This is a genomic window from Actinomadura keratinilytica (assembly GCF_039539665.1).
In the GTDB taxonomy this organism is placed as follows: Bacteria; Actinomycetota; Actinomycetes; order Streptosporangiales; family Streptosporangiaceae; genus Spirillospora; species Spirillospora keratinilytica.
This window is the reverse complement of record NZ_BAABDO010000027.1, coordinates 49,999-66,593: the sequence shown is the minus strand read 5'-3', so window position 1 is coordinate 66,593 and position 16,595 is coordinate 49,999. Positions and strand designations below refer to the sequence as shown.

General features: G+C 72.0%; 17 protein-coding genes. 14 read left to right on the top strand and 3 right to left on the bottom strand.

Features of this window, described 5'->3' with window-relative positions; all coding sequences use genetic code 11:
• Positions 1–384, bottom strand: a 384-nt coding sequence (locus ABD879_RS12210; RefSeq protein WP_345020651.1) for a YraN family protein, incomplete at its 3' end; no start/stop codon positions are given.
• Positions 385–526: 142 nt separating this feature from the next.
• Between ABD879_RS12210 and ABD879_RS12205 the strand changes: the two genes are divergently transcribed.
• Complete coding sequence (locus ABD879_RS12205) at positions 527–1,456, top strand: tyrosine recombinase XerC (protein ID WP_345020649.1); 930 nt, start codon at positions 527–529, stop codon at positions 1,454–1,456.
• A gap of 72 nt (positions 1,457–1,528) precedes the next feature.
• Here ABD879_RS12205 and ABD879_RS12200 read toward each other — a convergent pair whose 3' ends face one another.
• Entirely contained in the window at positions 1,529–2,416 is an 888-nt protein-coding gene (locus ABD879_RS12200; protein WP_345020648.1) for a M23 family metallopeptidase, read from the bottom strand.
• A gap of 315 nt (positions 2,417–2,731) precedes the next feature.
• On the opposite strand from ABD879_RS12200, the gene rpsB reads away from it, so the two are divergent.
• The 5 genes from rpsB (at position 2,732) to ABD879_RS12175 (ending at position 7,557) form a co-directional block, all read left to right on the top strand.
• Positions 2,732–3,604, top strand: a complete 873-nt coding sequence (gene rpsB, locus ABD879_RS12195; RefSeq protein ID WP_345020645.1) for a 30S ribosomal protein S2 — start codon at positions 2,732–2,734, stop codon at positions 3,602–3,604.
• Positions 3,605–3,696: 92 nt separating this feature from the next.
• A complete protein-coding gene (gene tsf / locus ABD879_RS12190; RefSeq protein WP_345020642.1) occupies positions 3,697–4,533 on the top strand; it encodes a translation elongation factor Ts in 837 nt (278 codons plus the stop codon).
• Between the two features lie 519 nt (positions 4,534–5,052).
• The gene (gene pyrH / locus ABD879_RS12185) at positions 5,053–5,832 is read left to right on the top strand and encodes a UMP kinase (RefSeq protein ID WP_345020640.1); all 780 of its coding nucleotides are present in this window, start codon (positions 5,053–5,055) and stop codon (positions 5,830–5,832) included.
• Positions 5,833–6,010: 178 nt separating this feature from the next.
• A complete protein-coding gene (gene frr / locus ABD879_RS12180; RefSeq protein ID WP_285493331.1) occupies positions 6,011–6,568 on the top strand; it encodes a ribosome recycling factor in 558 nt (185 codons plus the stop codon).
• Between the two features lie 50 nt (positions 6,569–6,618).
• A complete protein-coding gene (locus ABD879_RS12175) occupies positions 6,619–7,557 on the top strand; it encodes a phosphatidate cytidylyltransferase (RefSeq protein ID WP_345020638.1) in 939 nt (312 codons plus the stop codon).
• 65 nt (positions 7,558–7,622) lie between these two features.
• Here the strand turns inward: ABD879_RS12175 and ABD879_RS12170 are convergent, their stop codons facing one another.
• Entirely contained in the window at positions 7,623–8,756 is a 1,134-nt protein-coding gene (locus ABD879_RS12170) for a suppressor of fused domain protein (RefSeq protein ID WP_345020636.1), read from the bottom strand.
• Positions 8,757–8,876: 120 nt separating this feature from the next.
• Between ABD879_RS12170 and rlmN the strand changes: the two genes are divergently transcribed.
• The 8 genes from rlmN to ABD879_RS12130 all read left to right on the top strand — a co-directional run bounded on the left by rlmN (position 8,877) and on the right by ABD879_RS12130 (position 16,595).
• Positions 8,877–10,025, top strand: a complete 1,149-nt coding sequence (rlmN, locus tag ABD879_RS12165) for a dual-specificity RNA methyltransferase RlmN (protein ID WP_345020634.1) — start codon at positions 8,877–8,879, stop codon at positions 10,023–10,025.
• 96 nt (positions 10,026–10,121) lie between these two features.
• Positions 10,122–10,628, top strand: a complete 507-nt coding sequence (locus ABD879_RS12160; RefSeq protein WP_345020631.1) for a DivIVA domain-containing protein — start codon at positions 10,122–10,124, stop codon at positions 10,626–10,628.
• A gap of 63 nt (positions 10,629–10,691) precedes the next feature.
• On the top strand, positions 10,692–11,495 hold the full coding sequence (locus ABD879_RS12155) for a DUF1963 domain-containing protein (protein WP_345020629.1): 804 nt from the start codon (positions 10,692–10,694) through the stop codon (positions 11,493–11,495).
• Between the two features lie 111 nt (positions 11,496–11,606).
• On the top strand, positions 11,607–12,035 hold the full coding sequence (locus ABD879_RS12150; protein WP_345020627.1) for an HIT family protein: 429 nt from the start codon (positions 11,607–11,609) through the stop codon (positions 12,033–12,035).
• Between the two features lie 510 nt (positions 12,036–12,545).
• Positions 12,546–13,697, top strand: coding sequence for an ABC transporter ATP-binding protein (locus tag ABD879_RS12145; RefSeq protein ID WP_345020626.1), 1,152 nt, complete (start codon positions 12,546–12,548; stop codon positions 13,695–13,697).
• Positions 13,694–14,926 (top strand): polyamine ABC transporter substrate-binding protein, encoded by a 1,233-nt coding sequence (locus ABD879_RS12140; RefSeq protein ID WP_345020625.1) that lies wholly within the window; start codon positions 13,694–13,696, stop codon positions 14,924–14,926. Before ABD879_RS12145 ends, ABD879_RS12140 begins: the two co-directional genes overlap by 4 nt.
• Complete coding sequence (locus ABD879_RS12135; protein ID WP_345020622.1) at positions 14,926–15,792, top strand: ABC transporter permease; 867 nt, start codon at positions 14,926–14,928, stop codon at positions 15,790–15,792. Before ABD879_RS12140 ends, ABD879_RS12135 begins: the two co-directional genes overlap by 1 nt.
• The gene (locus ABD879_RS12130; protein ID WP_345020620.1) at positions 15,789–16,595 is read left to right on the top strand and encodes an ABC transporter permease; all 807 of its coding nucleotides are present in this window, start codon (positions 15,789–15,791) and stop codon (positions 16,593–16,595) included. Before ABD879_RS12135 ends, ABD879_RS12130 begins: the two co-directional genes overlap by 4 nt.

Sequence of the window (16,595 nt, the reverse complement as noted above, 5' to 3'; positions counted from 1 at the left end):
CCCGCGCACCCCGGCCACAAATCGCGCGACCCAGGAGACACCCCTGCGACGAGCCCCCACCGGAGGCGACGGGCAGGGGATCAGGCCGAGGACGTCGATGCGGACGTCGGCGCCGCGGACGCGGTGCGCGGCCGCCCACCGGCCGGCCAGCCGCCGCAACCGGGCGGCCTTGTCGGGCGTGATCGCCTCCAGCGGCGTGCCGTAGGCCGCCGAGCTGCGGGTCTTCACCTCGCAGACGACGGGGCGCCCGCCGTCGTGGGCGACGATGTCCAGCTCGCCCTCCGGGCACCGCCAGTTGCGGTCGAGGATCGTCCAGCCCAGGCCGACCAGGTAGGCCGCCGCGGCCTGCTCGCCGCGGTGTCCGAGGGGCGCGTTGTCGTTCATGGTTCACCTCCGTGCGTCAACGGTGACGCCGCGTCACGGCGAGCAAAAGGCGAACCGAATTCTGTGGATAACTCCGGAACTGTGATCTTGAAAGCGTCGGCGGTGCTTGCCTTCCCGGCCTTCTTGGCGCAGCGTGCAGGCTGTGAACGCCGACGACGCCCCCCGATCGCCCGCCGTCCCGCAAGAGGTGCTGGCGGAGTTCGAGCGGCACCTGCGCTCCGAACGAGGAGTGTCGCCGCACACGCTGCGCGCCTACCTCGGCGACATCGAGGACCTCTGCCGTTACGCCACCGAGGTCGGAGTGCCGGGGCTGGAGGCGCTCGACGTCGCCGTCCTGCGCGCCTGGCTGGCCGGGCAGCACGCCGCCGGCCGGTCCAGGGCCACCCTGGCCCGCCGCACCGCCGCCGCGCGGACCTTCACCGCCTACCTGTTCCGGCGGGGCCTCATATCGGACGACCCGGGGCTGCTCCTCGGCACTCCCAAACGGCTGCGCGACCTTCCCACCGTGCTGGCACAGGACCAGGCCGCCCGGCTGCTGGACGGCATGGACGCGGAAGGGCCCCTGGGGCTGCGCGACCGCGCCGTGCTGGAGGTGCTGTACGCCACGGGCGTGCGCGTCAGCGAGCTGTGCGGCCTCGACGTCGACGACCTGGACGCCGAACGCCAGACCGTGCGGGTGCTGGGCAAGGGCGGCAAGGAGCGCACGGTGCCGATGGGCGACCCGGCGGCACGCGCCGTGCAGGACTGGCTGCGATACGGCCGCCCGGAACTGGCGACCGAGCGCAGCGGCCCGGCGCTCTTCCTCGGCGCACGCGGGGGCCGCCTGCACCCCAGCAGCGCACGGCGGATCGTCCACGCGCGCATCGCCGAGGCGGGCGACATGCCGGATCTGAGCCCCCACGGCCTTCGCCACACCGCCGCCACGCACCTGCTGGAAGGCGGCGCCGACCTGCGCAGCGTCCAGGAGATGCTCGGGCACGCCTCCCTGCAGACCACGCAGATCTACACCCAGGTCTCCATCGAGCGCCTCAAGCAGGTCCACCGCCGCGCCCACCCCCGTGGCACCGGATGACGTCCGGCGCCACGGGCCCCACGCCACCGCATCCGCGGCGTGCCGCGCTGCCTGCCCGCTCGGTGACAAAGGTCAGGGCGCGCGGCGTTGTCGGCGCTCCCTGGCCAGGTCGATGACGCCGGGTGGCGGGCGGCGCTTGGAGAGACGGGAGCGGCTGTGGCGCCACGCCAGGCTCAGCAGGAATGTCAGCAGCATCCCTACCAGCGCTCCACCGCCTGCCGTTGTGGCCGCCCGCAGGTCCATGCCCGGGGAGGCGGCTGTCCCCGGCGGGGGCGACGGTTTCTGCTGTGGACGCGGCTCCCAGTAGGGCAGGAGGCGGACCTTCGGCCGTACCAGGGGAAGCGGGTCGAGATAGACCGAACCCTGGATCAGGCCCCAATGCAGGCATGTGACCGGGCAGTGCGGCCAGGTCGCCTCTACGGTGCCTATGCGGGTGCCCGCGTGCACATGGCGTCCTCGGCGGACGGCGGGGCGCACCGGCAGATACGTGGTGCGCAGCGCCCCGTGGGTGACGGCCACGACGCCCTTCCCTGCGAGGCGCCCCGCATAGGAGACGTGGCCCGCGGCGGACGCGTACACCGGTTCGCCCGGACGGGCCGCCAGGTCAACGCCGCGATGACCGGCGCTCCAAGGGGACGGCGGCGGAGAGAACGACCGCAGCACCCTGGGGGCGGGCGGCCCCGTCGGCCATCGCCAATGGTTTGGCGGCGCGGAGGGGCCGCCCTGTGAGGGCGCCGGTGTCGAGAGAAGGGGGAGCGGCGGTGAGGTGAGAGGGTCGGCCGGGACCGGGCGACCAGGAGCGGGCTCTGACCGCCACGCACTGACGGGGGTTGTGGGCACCGCCGAGGAAACCGGGCGGTTTGAGGCGTTCGAGGCGATCACACCCGTCGGAGACGGGCTGGTCGCAAGCGGGACGGCCGCCAGGGTGGTGCATGCGAGGAGGATGGTGAGTAGGCTCATGGGCGGCAGCCTGCTCCCCTTCGTCTGAAGGTCGCCAGACCCTGTAGCGCATGTGGATAACCGCCGCGAGCCGAGGGCCGCCGGTGCGGCCCGTTCCACCCGTGCGCTGCACATCCCGTAGACTTGGGCAACGGTCGTGTGGGTGCTCACCCAGACGGCCGAATTCACGCGCTCGCCAGTCACCTGGCCTGATCGCCGGTGGGGCACAGCCGCTCGGTCCGTCATGCGTTGGCGGCGTGGCCGTGTCGCGGGCGCAGGCGGACAACCGAGACACGTGGCCCGGAAGCGACCGGGCCGGACAGGAGATCACGGGCCATGGCACCCGTCGTCACCATGCGGCAGCTGCTCGAAAGCGGCGTTCACTTCGGCCACCAGACCCGCCGGTGGAACCCGAAGATGAAGCGCTTCATCTTCACCGAGCGCAACGGCATCTACATCATCGACCTGCAGCAGTCCCTGTCGTACATCGACCGCGCCTACGAGTTCGTCAAGGCGACGGTCGCGCACGGCGGCACGATCCTGTTCGTCGGCACCAAGAAGCAGGCCCAGGAGGCCATCGCCGAGCAGGCCACGCGGGTCGGCATGCCCTACGTCAACCAGCGCTGGCTGGGCGGCATGCTCACCAACTTCTCCACCGTCCACAAGCGGCTCACCCGGCTCAAGGAGCTGGAGGAGATCAACTACGACGACGTGGCCGGCTCCGGCATGACCAAGAAGGAGCTGCTGGGCCTGCGTCGCGAGAAGGACAAGCTGGAGCGCACGCTCGGCGGTATCCGCGACATGGCCAAGGTGCCCAGCGCCGTGTGGGTCGTGGACACCAAGAAGGAGCACATCGCCGTCAACGAGGCCAAGAAGCTCGGCATCCCGGTGGTGGCGATCCTCGACACCAACTGCGACCCCGACGAGGTCGACTACCCGATCCCCGGCAACGACGACGCCATCCGCAGCGTCAGCCTGCTGACCCGCGTCGTCGCCGACGCGGTCGCCGACGGGCTGATGGCGCGCGCCGGGGCCGCCTCCGGCGGGGACGAGAAGCCGGCCGAGGGCGGCGCCGCCGCCGAGCCGCTGGCCGAGTGGGAGCGCGAGCTCCTGCAGAGCGGCCAGACCCCGGCCGCCGAGGCCGCGCCCAAGGAGGGCGAGTCCGCCGCCCCCGCCGAGAACAAGGACGGCGGGGCCACGGGAGCCTGACGACCGAGGGCTCCGGGGCGCCCTTGGCGGCGCCCCGGAGCCCGGTCTCCACCCAAGCCTTACGTCCCACGACGACAGAGACGAAGAGAGCGATGGCGAACTTCACCGCCGCTGACGTCAAGCGGCTCCGCGAGCTGACCGGCTCGGGCATGATGGCCTGTAAGAACGCCCTGACCGAGGCCGAGGGCGACTTCGACAAGGCCGTGGAGATCCTGCGGCTCAAGGGCGCCAAGGACGTCGGCAAGCGCGCCGAGCGCACCGCCGCCAACGGCCTGGTCGCCGAGCACTTCAACGGCACCGGCGACGGCGCGATCCTCGAACTGAAGTGCGAGACCGACTTCGTCGCCAAGAACGCCGAGTTCATCGAGCTGGCGAACCGCATCGTCGCGTTCGCCGCGGGCAGCGACGTCACCGACACCGCGGGCCTGCTGGCGGCCGAGATCGAGCCGGGCAAGACCGTGGAGGCGCTGATCCAGGAGGCCAGCGCCAAGATCGGCGAGAAGCTGGAGCTGGGCCGCTACGCCCACTTCACCGGCGCCTACGTGGCCAGCTACCTGCACAAGTCCGACCCGTCCCTGCCGCCGACCACCGGCGTGCTGGTCGAGCTGGACGCCGAGAACGCCGAGGTCGCCAAGGACATCGCCCAGCAGATCGCGGCGATGGCGCCCAAGTACCTCACCCGCGACGACATCCCGGCCGACGTGATCGCCAAGGAGCGCGAGCTGGCCGAGCGGCTGACCCGCGAGGAGGGCAAGCCCGAGCAGGCCATCCCGAAGATCGTCGAGGGCCGGGTCAACGCCTACTTCCGCGACTTCGTCCTGGTCGAGCAGGCGTTCGTCAAGGACAACAAGAAGACCATCGCCAAGGTCCTCGACGAGGCCGGGGTCAAGGTCAAGCGGTTCGCCCGCTTCAAGGTCGGGCAGGCCTGACACCCCGCCCGGACGAGGCCGAGGCGACCGGCGACCCGGTGCCGGGCATGGGGGCGCCCTCCGGCGGCGCCGCCCGCGGCCGCCCGGCGCCCGGGTCGCGGCACAGGCTCGGATCCGGCCGGACGATGGCAGCGCGTTCCGGCCCGGATCCGGTCGGCCCGGTCGGCTCGAACAGTCCGGCAGGACGGGCGGATGAGCGACGACCCGGACGGGACAGCCCCCGGATCGTCGCCCGGCCCGAGCCGTGACCGGGCGCGTCCCGGAGGCGGCGAGTCCGCTCACTCCGGGACACCCCCGCGAGGACTACCGTGGGGCTTACGGGCTACCGTGTGGGCTGGTAAGGGCCTACAGGGGGCCCGCGTGAGGGCGCAGGGAGCCTCGGAGAGCCCGGTGCGAACAGGGCCTGCGACCACCGGGAAGCTCCCCGATCCCGGGAAGTCCTCGGGGACGGCCCTTGAAGCCTGCGAGGCAGGCATGCCGGCACAAACCAGCAGACGCCGAATCGAGGAGGCCGCCGACGTGCAGGAGACATCGACCACTGACACGACGGCGGTCCCGTCGTCTGCGACCCGCCCGCAGCGCGCCGGGTGGAAGCGAGTGCTGCTGAAGCTGTCCGGCGAGGCGTTCGCCGGCGCCGAACCGCTCGGCATCGACCCCGCCGTCGTGCAGCACGTCGCCGAGGGCGTGGCCGAGGCGGTGCGCGAAGGGGTCCAGGTCGCCGTGGTGTGCGGCGGCGGCAACATGTTCCGCGGCGCCGCGCTGGCCGAGCGGGGCATGGACCGGGCGCGCGCCGACTACATGGGCATGATGGGCACGGTCATCAACTGCCTGGCCCTGCAGGACTTCCTGGAGAAGATCGGCCTGGACACCCGGGTGCAGACCGCGATCACCATGAGCCAGGTCGCCGAGCCGTACATCCCGCGGCGCGCCATCCGCCACCTGGAGAAGGGCCGCGTGGTCATCTTCGGCGCCGGGCTGGGCCAGCCGTTCTTCTCCACCGACACCACCGCCGCCCAGCGCGCGCTGGAGATCGGCGCCGAGGCGGTGCTGAAGGCCACGCAGGTGGACGGCGTGTACGACACCGACCCGCGCAAGAACCCGGACGCGGTCAAATTCGACCGGCTGGACTACGGTGAGGTGCTCCAGCGGGGTCTGAAGGTCATGGACGCCACGGCCATCAGCCTCTGCATGGACAACGCACTGCCCATCGTCGTGTTCGACCTGATGGGCCAGGGCAACATCGTCCGGGCGGTCCGGGGTGAGAAGATCGGCACGCTGGTCTCCCGGGCGGATGGCTGACGCGGCCGGGACGCGGCGCGCCGAGCGGCCGGGCCGGTCCGGCCGCGGGGGGCACCGCCGCGGTCCGGACGGCGGCGTCCGGTTCCGGGAAAGCGGCGCATCCGTGGTCCCGGGGACTCTGGGATCAGGGGACAATGGCATAGGTGGCAAGGGCCGACTAGGTGACATGGGAGTCGAAGTGATCGACGAGACCCTCCTCGAAGCCGAGGAGAAGATGGAAAAGGCGGTCGCGGTCGCCAAGGAGGACTTCCAGGCCATCCGCACCGGCCGCGTCACTCCCGCCATGTTCAACAAGATCACCGCGGAGTACTACGGGACGCCGACGCCGATCAACCAGCTGGCGTCGTTCCGGCTGCCCGAGCCCCGCATGGTCATCGTCGAGGTCTTCGACCGAAGCTCCATGAACGCGGTGGAGAAGGCGATCCGGGACAGCGACCTCGGCGTCAACCCCACCAACGACGGCAAGGTCATCCGGGTGGTCTTCCCCGAGCTGTCGGAGGAGCGGCGGCGCGAGTTCATCAAGGTCGCCGGGAGCAAGGCGGAGGAGGGCCGGGTGGCCATCCGCAACATCCGCCGCCGCGCCAAGGAGACCCTCGACAAGCTGGCCAAGGACGGCGAGGCGGGCGAGGACGAGGTCCGGCGCGCCGAGAAGGAGCTCGACGACGTCACGCACCGCTATGTGGCGCAGATCGACGAGCTGCTTGAGCACAAGAAGGCGGAGCTGCTCGAAGTTTGATGGAGCTGCACGAGACCGGAGAGCCGTCGGGCTCACCGGCTGAGCCCCACGTGTCCTCCGGTCCCTCCGGTGCCGCGGAGGGCGCGCCTTCGCCGGGCCGTGCGGAGGACGCGCACTCCCCGGGGCCTTCCGGTGACGCGTCGGCCCCGGCCGCCGAGGGGGAGGCGCCCGCGCCGAAGAGGAGGCTGGGCCGCAACCTGCCCGTCGCCGTCGGCGTGGGCGTGCTGCTCGGCGCCCTGGTGCTGGTGTCCCTGTACACGGTCAAGGAGATCTTCCTCGGTGTCCTGGCCGCCTTCCTGCTCGTCGGGCTGCACGAGCTGAACGGGGCGTTCGCCACGCGCGGCATCCGCGCCCCGCTCATCCCGGCGGCCGCCGGGACGGTCGCCACCGCCGTCGCCTCGTACGCGTGGGGGCCGACGGGCCTGGTGGCCGCCGCCGCGTTGACCATCCTCGGCGTGCTCGTGTGGCGGATGCCCCAGGGCGCCGACGGGTACGTGCGCGACGCCGCCGCCGGGCTCTTCATGGTCGGCTACCTGGTGGTCATGGGCGGCATCGCCGCGCTGCTGCTGCGGCCGGGCGACGGCGACGACCGCATCGTGGTGTTCGTGGCGGTCACCGTCGCCAGCGACATCGGCGGGTTCTTCGCGGGGTCGTTCTTCGGCAGGCACAAGCTGGCGCCGTCCATCAGCCCCAAGAAGACCTGGGAGGGCGTCACCGGGTCGGCCGCCGCCTGCATGGCGGTGGGCGCGTGGCTGGTGTGGTGGCTGCTGGACGGGCGCCTGTGGCAGGGGGCCGTCATCGGCGCCGCCGCCGTCGTCACCGCCACGGTCGGCGACCTCGTCGAGTCGATGATCAAACGGGATCTCGGCATCAAGGACATGGGGACGCTGCTGCCCGAGCACGGCGGCGTCATGGACCGCCTCGACTCCCTGATCGCCACGCTTCCCGTGGTGTGGCTGCTGCTGGAACTCTTCGTCCCCGCACCATAGGCCGGGTGCGCACCGGTGAACGCCCCGCAGGGCGCCGCACCGGTGCGGACGGCTGGTGCGGACGGCTAGGACACCACCCAGGAACGGCCCTGCTGCGCCAGACGGCGCACCAGGGCGTCGGAGCCCTCGTTCTTGGCGTAGCGGTGCTCCTCGGCGGTGATGGGCACCAGCCACAGCCACCGCACGTGGTCGCCGCCGATGGACAGGCCCGTCAGGCCGGGAGGAACCGGCCCCGCGAGACGGCTCGGGTCCTCCAGCAGCAGCACCCCCTCCCACTGGGAGCCCCCGGTATTGAGGGGGAACGTGTGCGCATCGTGGTACCACTTCACCACGTCGCCGGGCGCGAACCACGTGACCGACCGCCACGGGTACTGCGACAGCCACGGGAAGATGCTGCCGGCGCGTTGGCTGGGCAGGGTCGTGGCGACGGCCAGCTCGATGCGGCTGTGCGGCGAGACGTCGTCCTCGTACAGCTCGACGGTGGGCATCCGCTGGCGGCTCATGCCGACGGTGCTGAGCACGGTGAAATCCCGGCCCTCCTGGGCGGGCCGCTCGGAGACGCCGACCGTGGGCGCCGCGCCGCTCGTGCCCCCGGGGTGCCGGCGGCCGACGTCGTGCCAGTAGTGGCCGCCCGGGCCGAGGCGTTGCAGCAGGTGTCCGAGGACCGACTGCTGGAAGTCCGCCCAGGAGCCCTCCTCGGCGCAGACCTCCCAGTGCTCCCGCGCGCGCTTGACGCGAGGTGCGAACTCGTCGATCTCGTCGTCGAGAGGGAAGGCGAAGGGGCTCTGCCGTTTCACGTCCCGGCTGTAGCCGGGGATGCCCCGGCTCATGTCGGACCAGCCCGGGATGACGCACAGCGGCTCCCCCGCCTCGAGGACGGCGACCCCGTCGCCCTCCTCGAACCACACGACCTCCAGCGAGCCGGCCCGCACGGGCTCGCGGCCCTTGGGATGACGCACATGGGAGGCGGGCATGAGCGGCGCCAGCCCCGCCTCCACCCGGGCCCGATCCTGCTCGGCGGGCGCCGCCTGATGGTTGGCGACCCACGCGGCCCCCACCACGTTGTCGCGGACGTCCTTGAGGTACGCGGCGGTGACCACCCCGTCGGACTCGATGACGAGCCGGCGGCTCCCGTAGGGGCTGACCTCGGACAGGACGGTCGACGCGGCCGTAGAGGACCCCCTGCGCAATACCGACATGATCGAGACCTTAGCCGCAGACAGGGCCGTGCGCAGGCATGTCGCGCTCATGCGCGGCGGCGCGTTCCCGGGGCGACGGCGGTCGGGGCATGCGGCGGGGTTTGCGACACTGGAACCACCATGTCTGCCACCGCCGAACCAGCCACCACCGGGGCCGCCGGGAAGAAGACGCCGCCCAAGCTCGTCTTCGCGGCGCCCCGCAGGGCCAAGCCGCCGCGCCACCTGGCCGACCTCACCCCGGCCGAACGCCGGGAGGCGGTCGCCGCGCTGGGGGAGAAGCCCTTCCGGGCCGACCAGTTGTCCCGCCACTACTTCGCGCGCCTGGTCGACGACCCCGCGCAGATGACCGACCTGCCCGCGGCCGTGCGCGAGCGGCTCACGGCGGAACTGCTGCCCACCCTGCTCACCCCCGTGCGGGACCTGTCGTGCGACGGCGGCACCACGTTGAAGACGGTGTGGCGGGCCTTCGACGGCGCGTTGTTCGAGTCGGTGCTGATGCGCTACCCCGACCGGGCCACCATGTGCGTGTCGTCCCAGGCGGGCTGCGGCATGAACTGCCCGTTCTGCGCCACCGGGCAGGCGGGGCTGACCCGCAACCTGTCCACGGCCGAGATCGTCGAGCAGGTCACGGCGGGCGCGCGCGCCATGGCGTCCGGGCGGATCCCAGGGGGGCCGGGACGCGTCTCCAACATCGTCTTCATGGGCATGGGGGAGCCCCTGGCCAACTACAAGGCGGTCCTGGGGGCCATCCGGCGCATCACCGACCCCAGCCCGCGCGGGCTGGGCATCTCCCAGCGCGCGGTCACCGTGTCCACGGTCGGGCTCGTCCCCGCCATGGAGAAGCTGGCCGCCGAGGACCTGTCCGTACGGCTCGCGGTGTCGCTGCACGCGCCTGACGACGAGCTGCGCGACGAGCTCGTCCCCATCAACAACCGGTGGAAGGTGCGGGAGGTCCTGGACGCGGCGTGGGCGTACGCCGACCGCACGGGGCGCCGCGTCTCCATCGAGTACGCCCTGATCAAGGACGTCAACGACCAGGGGTGGCGGGCGGATCTTCTGGGCAGGCTCTTGCGCGGCCACCTCGTACACGTCAATCTGATCCCGTTGAACCCCACGCCGGGATCCAAGTGGACCGCCTCCCGGCCCCGTGACGAGCGCGAGTTCGTCCGCCGGCTGGAGGCGCACGGGGTGCCGGTCACGGTTCGCGACACTCGGGGGAGGGAGATCGACGGTGCCTGCGGCCAGCTGGCCGCGACCGCCGCGAAGTAGCGGGCCGGAAGGGACGTCCCGCGGCGTCCGGGCCTCGGGCGAGGCGGGCGCCGCCGCCCCGGACGGCACGCGCGGAACGCTGAGGAGTCCGGTGCCGTGAGAACGGGGAGGCGCCTGCCGCTGGCGCTTCGCGGTTACGACCGCGCCCAGGTGGACGGGTTGCTGCGCAGGATCGGCGACACGCTGCGGGGCGGCGCCGCGGTGACCGCCGACGAGGTGCGCCGGACCCGGTTCGACATCGTCCTGCGCGGTTACGAGCCGCGCGCGGTGGACGAACTGCTGCGCGAATGCGTCCTGGAACTGCAGGCCGCGGCGCCCCTCGGCCGACGCCCCCGGCGGCCCCGGGTGCACCCCGGCTGGCTGATCACCTGGATCCAGAGCGCCCGGTTCTCCGGCTCGGGCGTGCGCGCGGGGTACGACGTGCGCGACGTGGACGCCTTCCTGGACCGCGTCATCGACGGGCTGCGCGGCACCGCCCCGCCGGTGACCGCCCGCGACGTCCGGGAGAGCGCGTTCCGCGTCGTCCGCTTCGGACCCGGCTACGACGAGCACGAGGTCGACGAGTTCCTGGTCCAGCTCGCCGGCGCGCTCGAACCCCGCTGACAGAGTTATCCACAGTTTCCGGTAGCTCTGGTCAACGACCGCCGGACGCGCGACGCTCGTGACATGGATCACTTCACCGCGCAGCGTCAGCGGCTGCGCTCCATGTTCGGCGTCTTCTTCGCCCCCGAGGTCATCGCGGCGCTCCTGGCGCTGGTCCGGCCCGCGGTGCGGCTCGGCCCGGACGGCGAGACCGCGGTGCGGTTCGGCGGCACGCCCCTGCTCCCCGCCGGCGCGCCGTGGCCGACCTGGAACGGCCGCCCCCTCGACTACCTCTGCACCGTCGACTTCACCCGGCTCGCCGCGATGGTGACGCTCCCCGGCCTTCCCACCGAGGGGCGGGTCGCCTTCTACTACGCCAGCGCCACCCCACGCCCCTGGGGCGACGAGCCCGACCAACGCGACGGCTGGAGACTCTTCTCCGGCGACCTGAAGGAGACCGAGCCGCCGGAGGGAGCGGTGACCTACCCGCCCTGCACCCTGCACGCGGCTCCCCTCCTGTCCCTGCCGGCGCCCCAGGAGCCCGTGCTGCGGCAGCTGGAGAACACCTACAGCGGCACGCTCCCGGTGTACGAGCAGCTGTATGCGGCCTGGATGCAGCACATCTGGCCGGACGACACGCCCGTCCACCAGATCGGCGGTTGGCCCGCCCTCGTCCAGCGCCCCCTCGGCTCCGGCTGCCGCCGAGCCTTCGGCCAAGACCTCGACCCCCCGGGGTCGGAGGACGGCGCCCACGGCTGCAACCTGCTGCTCCAGCTCGACTCGGACCCGCGCCTCGACTGGTACTGGGGCGACCCCGGCCGCGTCTACTTCTGCACCCACCAGGGCCAGCCCCTGTACCACGCATGGCTGACCCTCCAGGCGACATGAGCACGCCGATCACCACGGGGGAACCCGTGAGCGAGCCGGGCCCGAAGGGGCTCAGACACGCTCGGCCGGGTAAGCGCGCCGTTGGCCTCCGGCGCGCGGCACAATGCCCGCATGGGAGACTCCGCGTCCGCCAAGCCGTGCCTGTTCTGCGAGATCGTGAAGGGCGAGCGTCCAGCCCACCTTGTGCTGGACAGCGCGGACGCGGTCGCGTTCCTGGACGCCCGGCCCTTGTTCAAGGGACACACGTTGCTGGTCCCGCGCGAGCACATCGAGACGCTGCCGGATCTGCCGGAGCACATGCTCGGCGAGTTCTTCGCGCACGCCAGGCGGCTGGCGTCGGCCATGGAGGCGGCGCTGGGCGCCGCGGGGTCCTTCGTGGCCATGAACAACAGGGTGAGCCAGAGCGTCCCCCACCTTCATGTCCATGTGGTGCCGCGCAACCGCAAGGACGGCCTGCGCGGCTTCTTCTGGCCCCGCCACACCTACGCCTCCGACTCCGAGGCCGCCGACTACGCCGCCCGCCTCCGCGCCGCCCTGTGACCGCCCAGAGACCGTGTGGGGGCGTCAGGTGGCCCCTGTGGCTGCGTTCTGAGGTGTCGACCGCGGTGCTGCCCCCACCGTCGACGGCGCGCTATGGCAGGTGCGCCGAGGCTCTTGCGCGCCTACCGGTCTGGTACGGGACGCCTACGGCATCTGCGCCGGCGTCTTCCCGAACCAACCGACCCGAGGTGATGCGCGACATCGCCGCGTCACGCCAGGCCCGGCCTGTCACCACCGCACCGGAGCACTCCGGCCACCGCATTGCCACGGACCCACCGTGATCCACCGGACGCACCCTGGGCCGCGTGTGGTCGGAGGGGCTGGTGGTGGGAGAGGCGCAGTTCGGGGTTTGGGGGACTTGGGGCGGTGTGGCTTCTGGGATGGGGGTTATGAGCCGATACGCTGCCCTTGGTGACGGGATGTCGTTGTATTCCGGCTACGGTACGGCGTCGAGGAGAACGCCCGCGTCGAGCACATCGGCGGCCGGCGCCCCCGGACCGGAGGACCCCGATGACCGAGACCAAGCATGCCGCGGCGCCCGCGGACGTCGGCGCCGCGCTGCCCGCCATCGAGCTGGCGGGGGTGGCCAAGGAGTACCGCGCGCACGGCCAGACGGTGGCCGCGGTCCGGGGGCTGGACCTGGCGATCGCGCAGGGCGAGTTCTTCTCCCTGCTGGGGCCGTCGGGCTGCGGCAAGACGACCACGCTGCGGATGGTCGCCGGGTTCGAGCAGCCGACGGCGGGCGCGGTGTACCTGCACGGCGCCGACGTCACCGGTGTCCCGCCCGACCGGCGCGACGTCAACATGGTGTTCCAGTCGTACGCGCTGTTCCCGCACATGAGCGTGTTCGACAACGTGGCGTTCGGGCTGCGCCGCCGCCGCGTCCCCAAGCCGGAGATCAGGGCCAGGGTCGGCGAGATGCTGGAGATCGTCGACCTGACGGGGCTGGAGCGGCGGCGCCCCGGTGAGCTGTCGGGCGGGCAGCAGCAGCGGGTGGCGCTGGCCCGGGCGCTGGTCAACCGGCCGCGCGCGCTGCTGCTGGACGAGCCGCTCGGCGCGCTGGACCTGAAGCTGCGCCAGGCCATGCAGGTGGAGCTGAAGCGCGTCCAGCGCGAGGTCGGCGTCACGTTCGTGTACGTCACGCACGACCAGGGCGAGGCGCTGACCATGTCCGACCGGATCGCGGTGATGAACGCCGGGCGGATCGAGCAGCTCGGCACCCCGCGGGAGATCTACGAGCGGCCGCGGACCCGGTTCGTGGCCGGGTTCATCGGCACGTCCAACCTGCTGGAGGGCGAGGTCACGGCGATCGAGGACGGCCGCGCGGTGATCTCCTACGGCCCGGACGGGCGGATCGAGGTGCCGCTGCGTCCGGGACTGGCGGCGGCGCCGGGGCGGCGGCTGGAGCTGACCGTGCGGCCCGAGAAGATCGGGATCGGGACGCGGCGGCCCGGCGGCGGGCTGTGCGCGGTCCGCGGCACCGTCACCGAGATCGCCTACCTCGGCACGTCCACCAACTACAACGTCAGCACCGCGACCGGCGCGGAGATGGTGGTGTTCGCGCAGAACGCCGCGTCGGCCGAGGAGGTCGCGGGGCGCGGGGACACCGTCTGGCTGACGTGGGAGCCGCGACACTCGTACGCCATGGGAGCAGCGCAATGACCTCCGTCCGCGACCACCTCGATCCCTCGCTGCTGCGCGGGCTGACCCGGCCCCGCCGCGACGTGCTGCGGGTGCTGGGCGCCGCCGGGGCCGGGCTGGCGCTGGCGGCGTGCGGCGTGCAGGGGCAGGGCGGCAAGCAGGACGTCACCCGGTCGCAGGTCGAGCGGTACTGGGCGGGCAAGACCAGGAACGGCAGGCTGAGCTGGGCGAACTGGCCCGGGTACATGGAGGACGACCGGGCGACGCTCAAGGCGTTCGAGAAGGCCACCGGGATCGAGGTCGAGTACAAGGAGGTCATCCAGGAGACCGCGTCGTGGTTCGGCCGGATCCAGGCGCCGCTGGCGGCCGGGCAGTCGATCGGCTTCGACCTGATGGTCATGACCAACGGCATCCAGCTGGAGAAGGCCCGCCAGCTGGGCTACCTGGCGCCCCTCGACCACTCCCGGCTGAAGACGTTCGCCGCCAACGCCGGGCCCGGATTCACAAACCCGTCGTACGACCCGGGCAACACCTTCACCGTCCCCTACGTGTCGGGGATCACCGGGATCGCCTACAACACCAGGTACGTCGACGAGGAGATCACCAGCATCGCCCAGCTGTTCGACGCCAGGTACAAGGGGCGGGTCGGCATGCTGGCCGACTCCCAGGAGCTCGGCAACTTCGGCATGTTCCTGATCGGCGTGGACCCGGAGAAGTCGACCCCCGCCGACTGGGAGCGGGCCGCCGAGCGGCTCCGGCGGCAGCGCGACGCGGGGATCGTCCGCAAGTACTACGAGCAGGACTACATCGACGCCGTCAGCAAGGGCGACGTGTGGCTGACCATGGCGTGGTCGGGCGACGTCTACAGCCTGGCCGGGCCGGACGTGAGGTTCGCGGTGCCCGAGGAGGGCGGCACGATCTGGACCGACAACCTGTGCATCCCGAAGACCGCCGCCAACCCGGTCGACGCGATCACGATGATGGACTGGCTGTACGACCCGGAGAACAACGCGCCGCTGACCGAGTTCATCAACTACATCACGCCCGTCCCCGCCGTCCGGACGGTGATCGCCGAGCACGCCCGCAAGGCCGGCGGCGAGGAGAAGAAGGAGCTGGAGCGGCTCGGCTCGAGCCCGCTGGTGTTCCCCGCGGCCGACGACATGGCCCGGCTGCGGCACTACCGGCGGCTCACCCAGGACGAGGAGACCCGCTACCAGAAGATCTTCGAGCCGATCAGCAAGGGGTCGTGATGGCCGGTCCCACACGGCGCGGGGCGGCACCGTATCTGCTGGTCCTTCCGGCCGGGCTGTGGATGCTGGTGTTCTTCGCCGTCCCGCTCGTGCTGATGGTGTCGCTGTCGCTGCAGACCGGGAACCTCGTGGACGGGTTCCGGCAGACGTTCCACTGGCAGAACTACACCGACGGCCTGGCCGCCTACGGCGACAAGTTCGCGCGGTCGCTGTGGTACGGGCTGCTGGCCACGCTGGCGTGCGTGGCGCTGGCCTACCCGGCCGCGTACTGGATCGCCACGCGCGGCGGGCGGCGCAAGTCGACGTACCTGTTCCTGCTCCTGGTGCCGTACTTCGTGTCGTTCGTGCTGCGGACGGTCGCGTGGAAGCTGGTGCTGACCGACAACGGGCCGGTCCTCGGCCCGCTGCGCGACCGCGGCCTGCTGCCCGCCGACGCGCACGTGCTGGACACCGGGTTCGCGGTGGTGTCCGGGCTGACCTACAACTACCTGCCGTTCATGGTGCTGCCGATCTACGTGGCGCTGGAGCGGATCGACCGGCGGCTGGTGGAGGCCGCGCGCGACCTGTACGCCTCGCGGTTCCAGGTGTTCCGCCGGGTGGTCCTGCCGCTGTCGCTGCCGGGCGTGTTCGCCGGGGTCGTCATGACGTTCGTGCCGATCTGCTCCGACTACGTCAACGCCGAGGTGCTGGGCGGCCCGCACAACACCATGATCGGCAACGTGATCCAGTCGGAGTACTTCCACAACAGCGCCTACCCGCTGGCCTCGGCGCTGTCGTTCACGCTGATGGCGATCCTGCTGGTGGTGGTCTTCGTCTACGCGCGGGCCCTGGGCACGCGGGACGTCCTGGAGGCGGCCCGCCGATGACCGCGCCGCCCGCCCCGCGCCGCCGCGCCGCGTCCTCGGGACGCCTCCTGCACGTCTACACCGTGCTGCTGATCGCCTGGCTGCTGCTGCCGATCGCGGTGATGATCCTGTTCGGGTTCAACGACACCCACAGCCGGCAGAACTACCGCTGGGAGGGGTTCACCCTCCGCTGGTACCGGCACCTGTTCGACAAGCCGGACCTGACCGCCGCGCTGGTCAACTCGGTGACGATCGCGCTGCTCAGCACGGCGGTCACCACGGTGCTCGGCACCGCGGCGGGCCTGGCGCTGGGACGCCACCGGTTCCGCGGCAGGGGCGCGGCGAACCTGGTGCTGCTCATGGCGATCTGCTGCCCGGAGATCGTGATGGGCGCCGCGCTGCTGTCCATGTGCGTCACCTTCAACCTGCCGCGCGGCTATCCGACGATCCTGGCGGCGCACGTGATGTTCTCGATCGCGTTCGTGGCGGTGACGGTGCGCGCCCGCGTGGCGGGCCTCGACCCGGCCGTCGAGGAGGCCGCCGAGGACCTGGGGGCCGGGCCGTGGACGAGGTTCCGGCTGGTCACCCTGCCGATGATCATGCCGGGGGTGGTGTCGGGGGCGCTGCTGGCGTTCGTGCTGTCCATCGACGACTTCGTCATCACCGGGTTCACCGGCGGCGCCACCGTCACCTTCCCGCTGTGGGTCTACGGCTCCACCCGGACCGGCATGCCGCCGCAGGTCAACGTGATGGGGACGCTGATCTTCGCGGTCGGCGTGCTGGTGGCGGTCGTCTCCGCGCGGCGGAGCGTCCCGCGCCGGTGA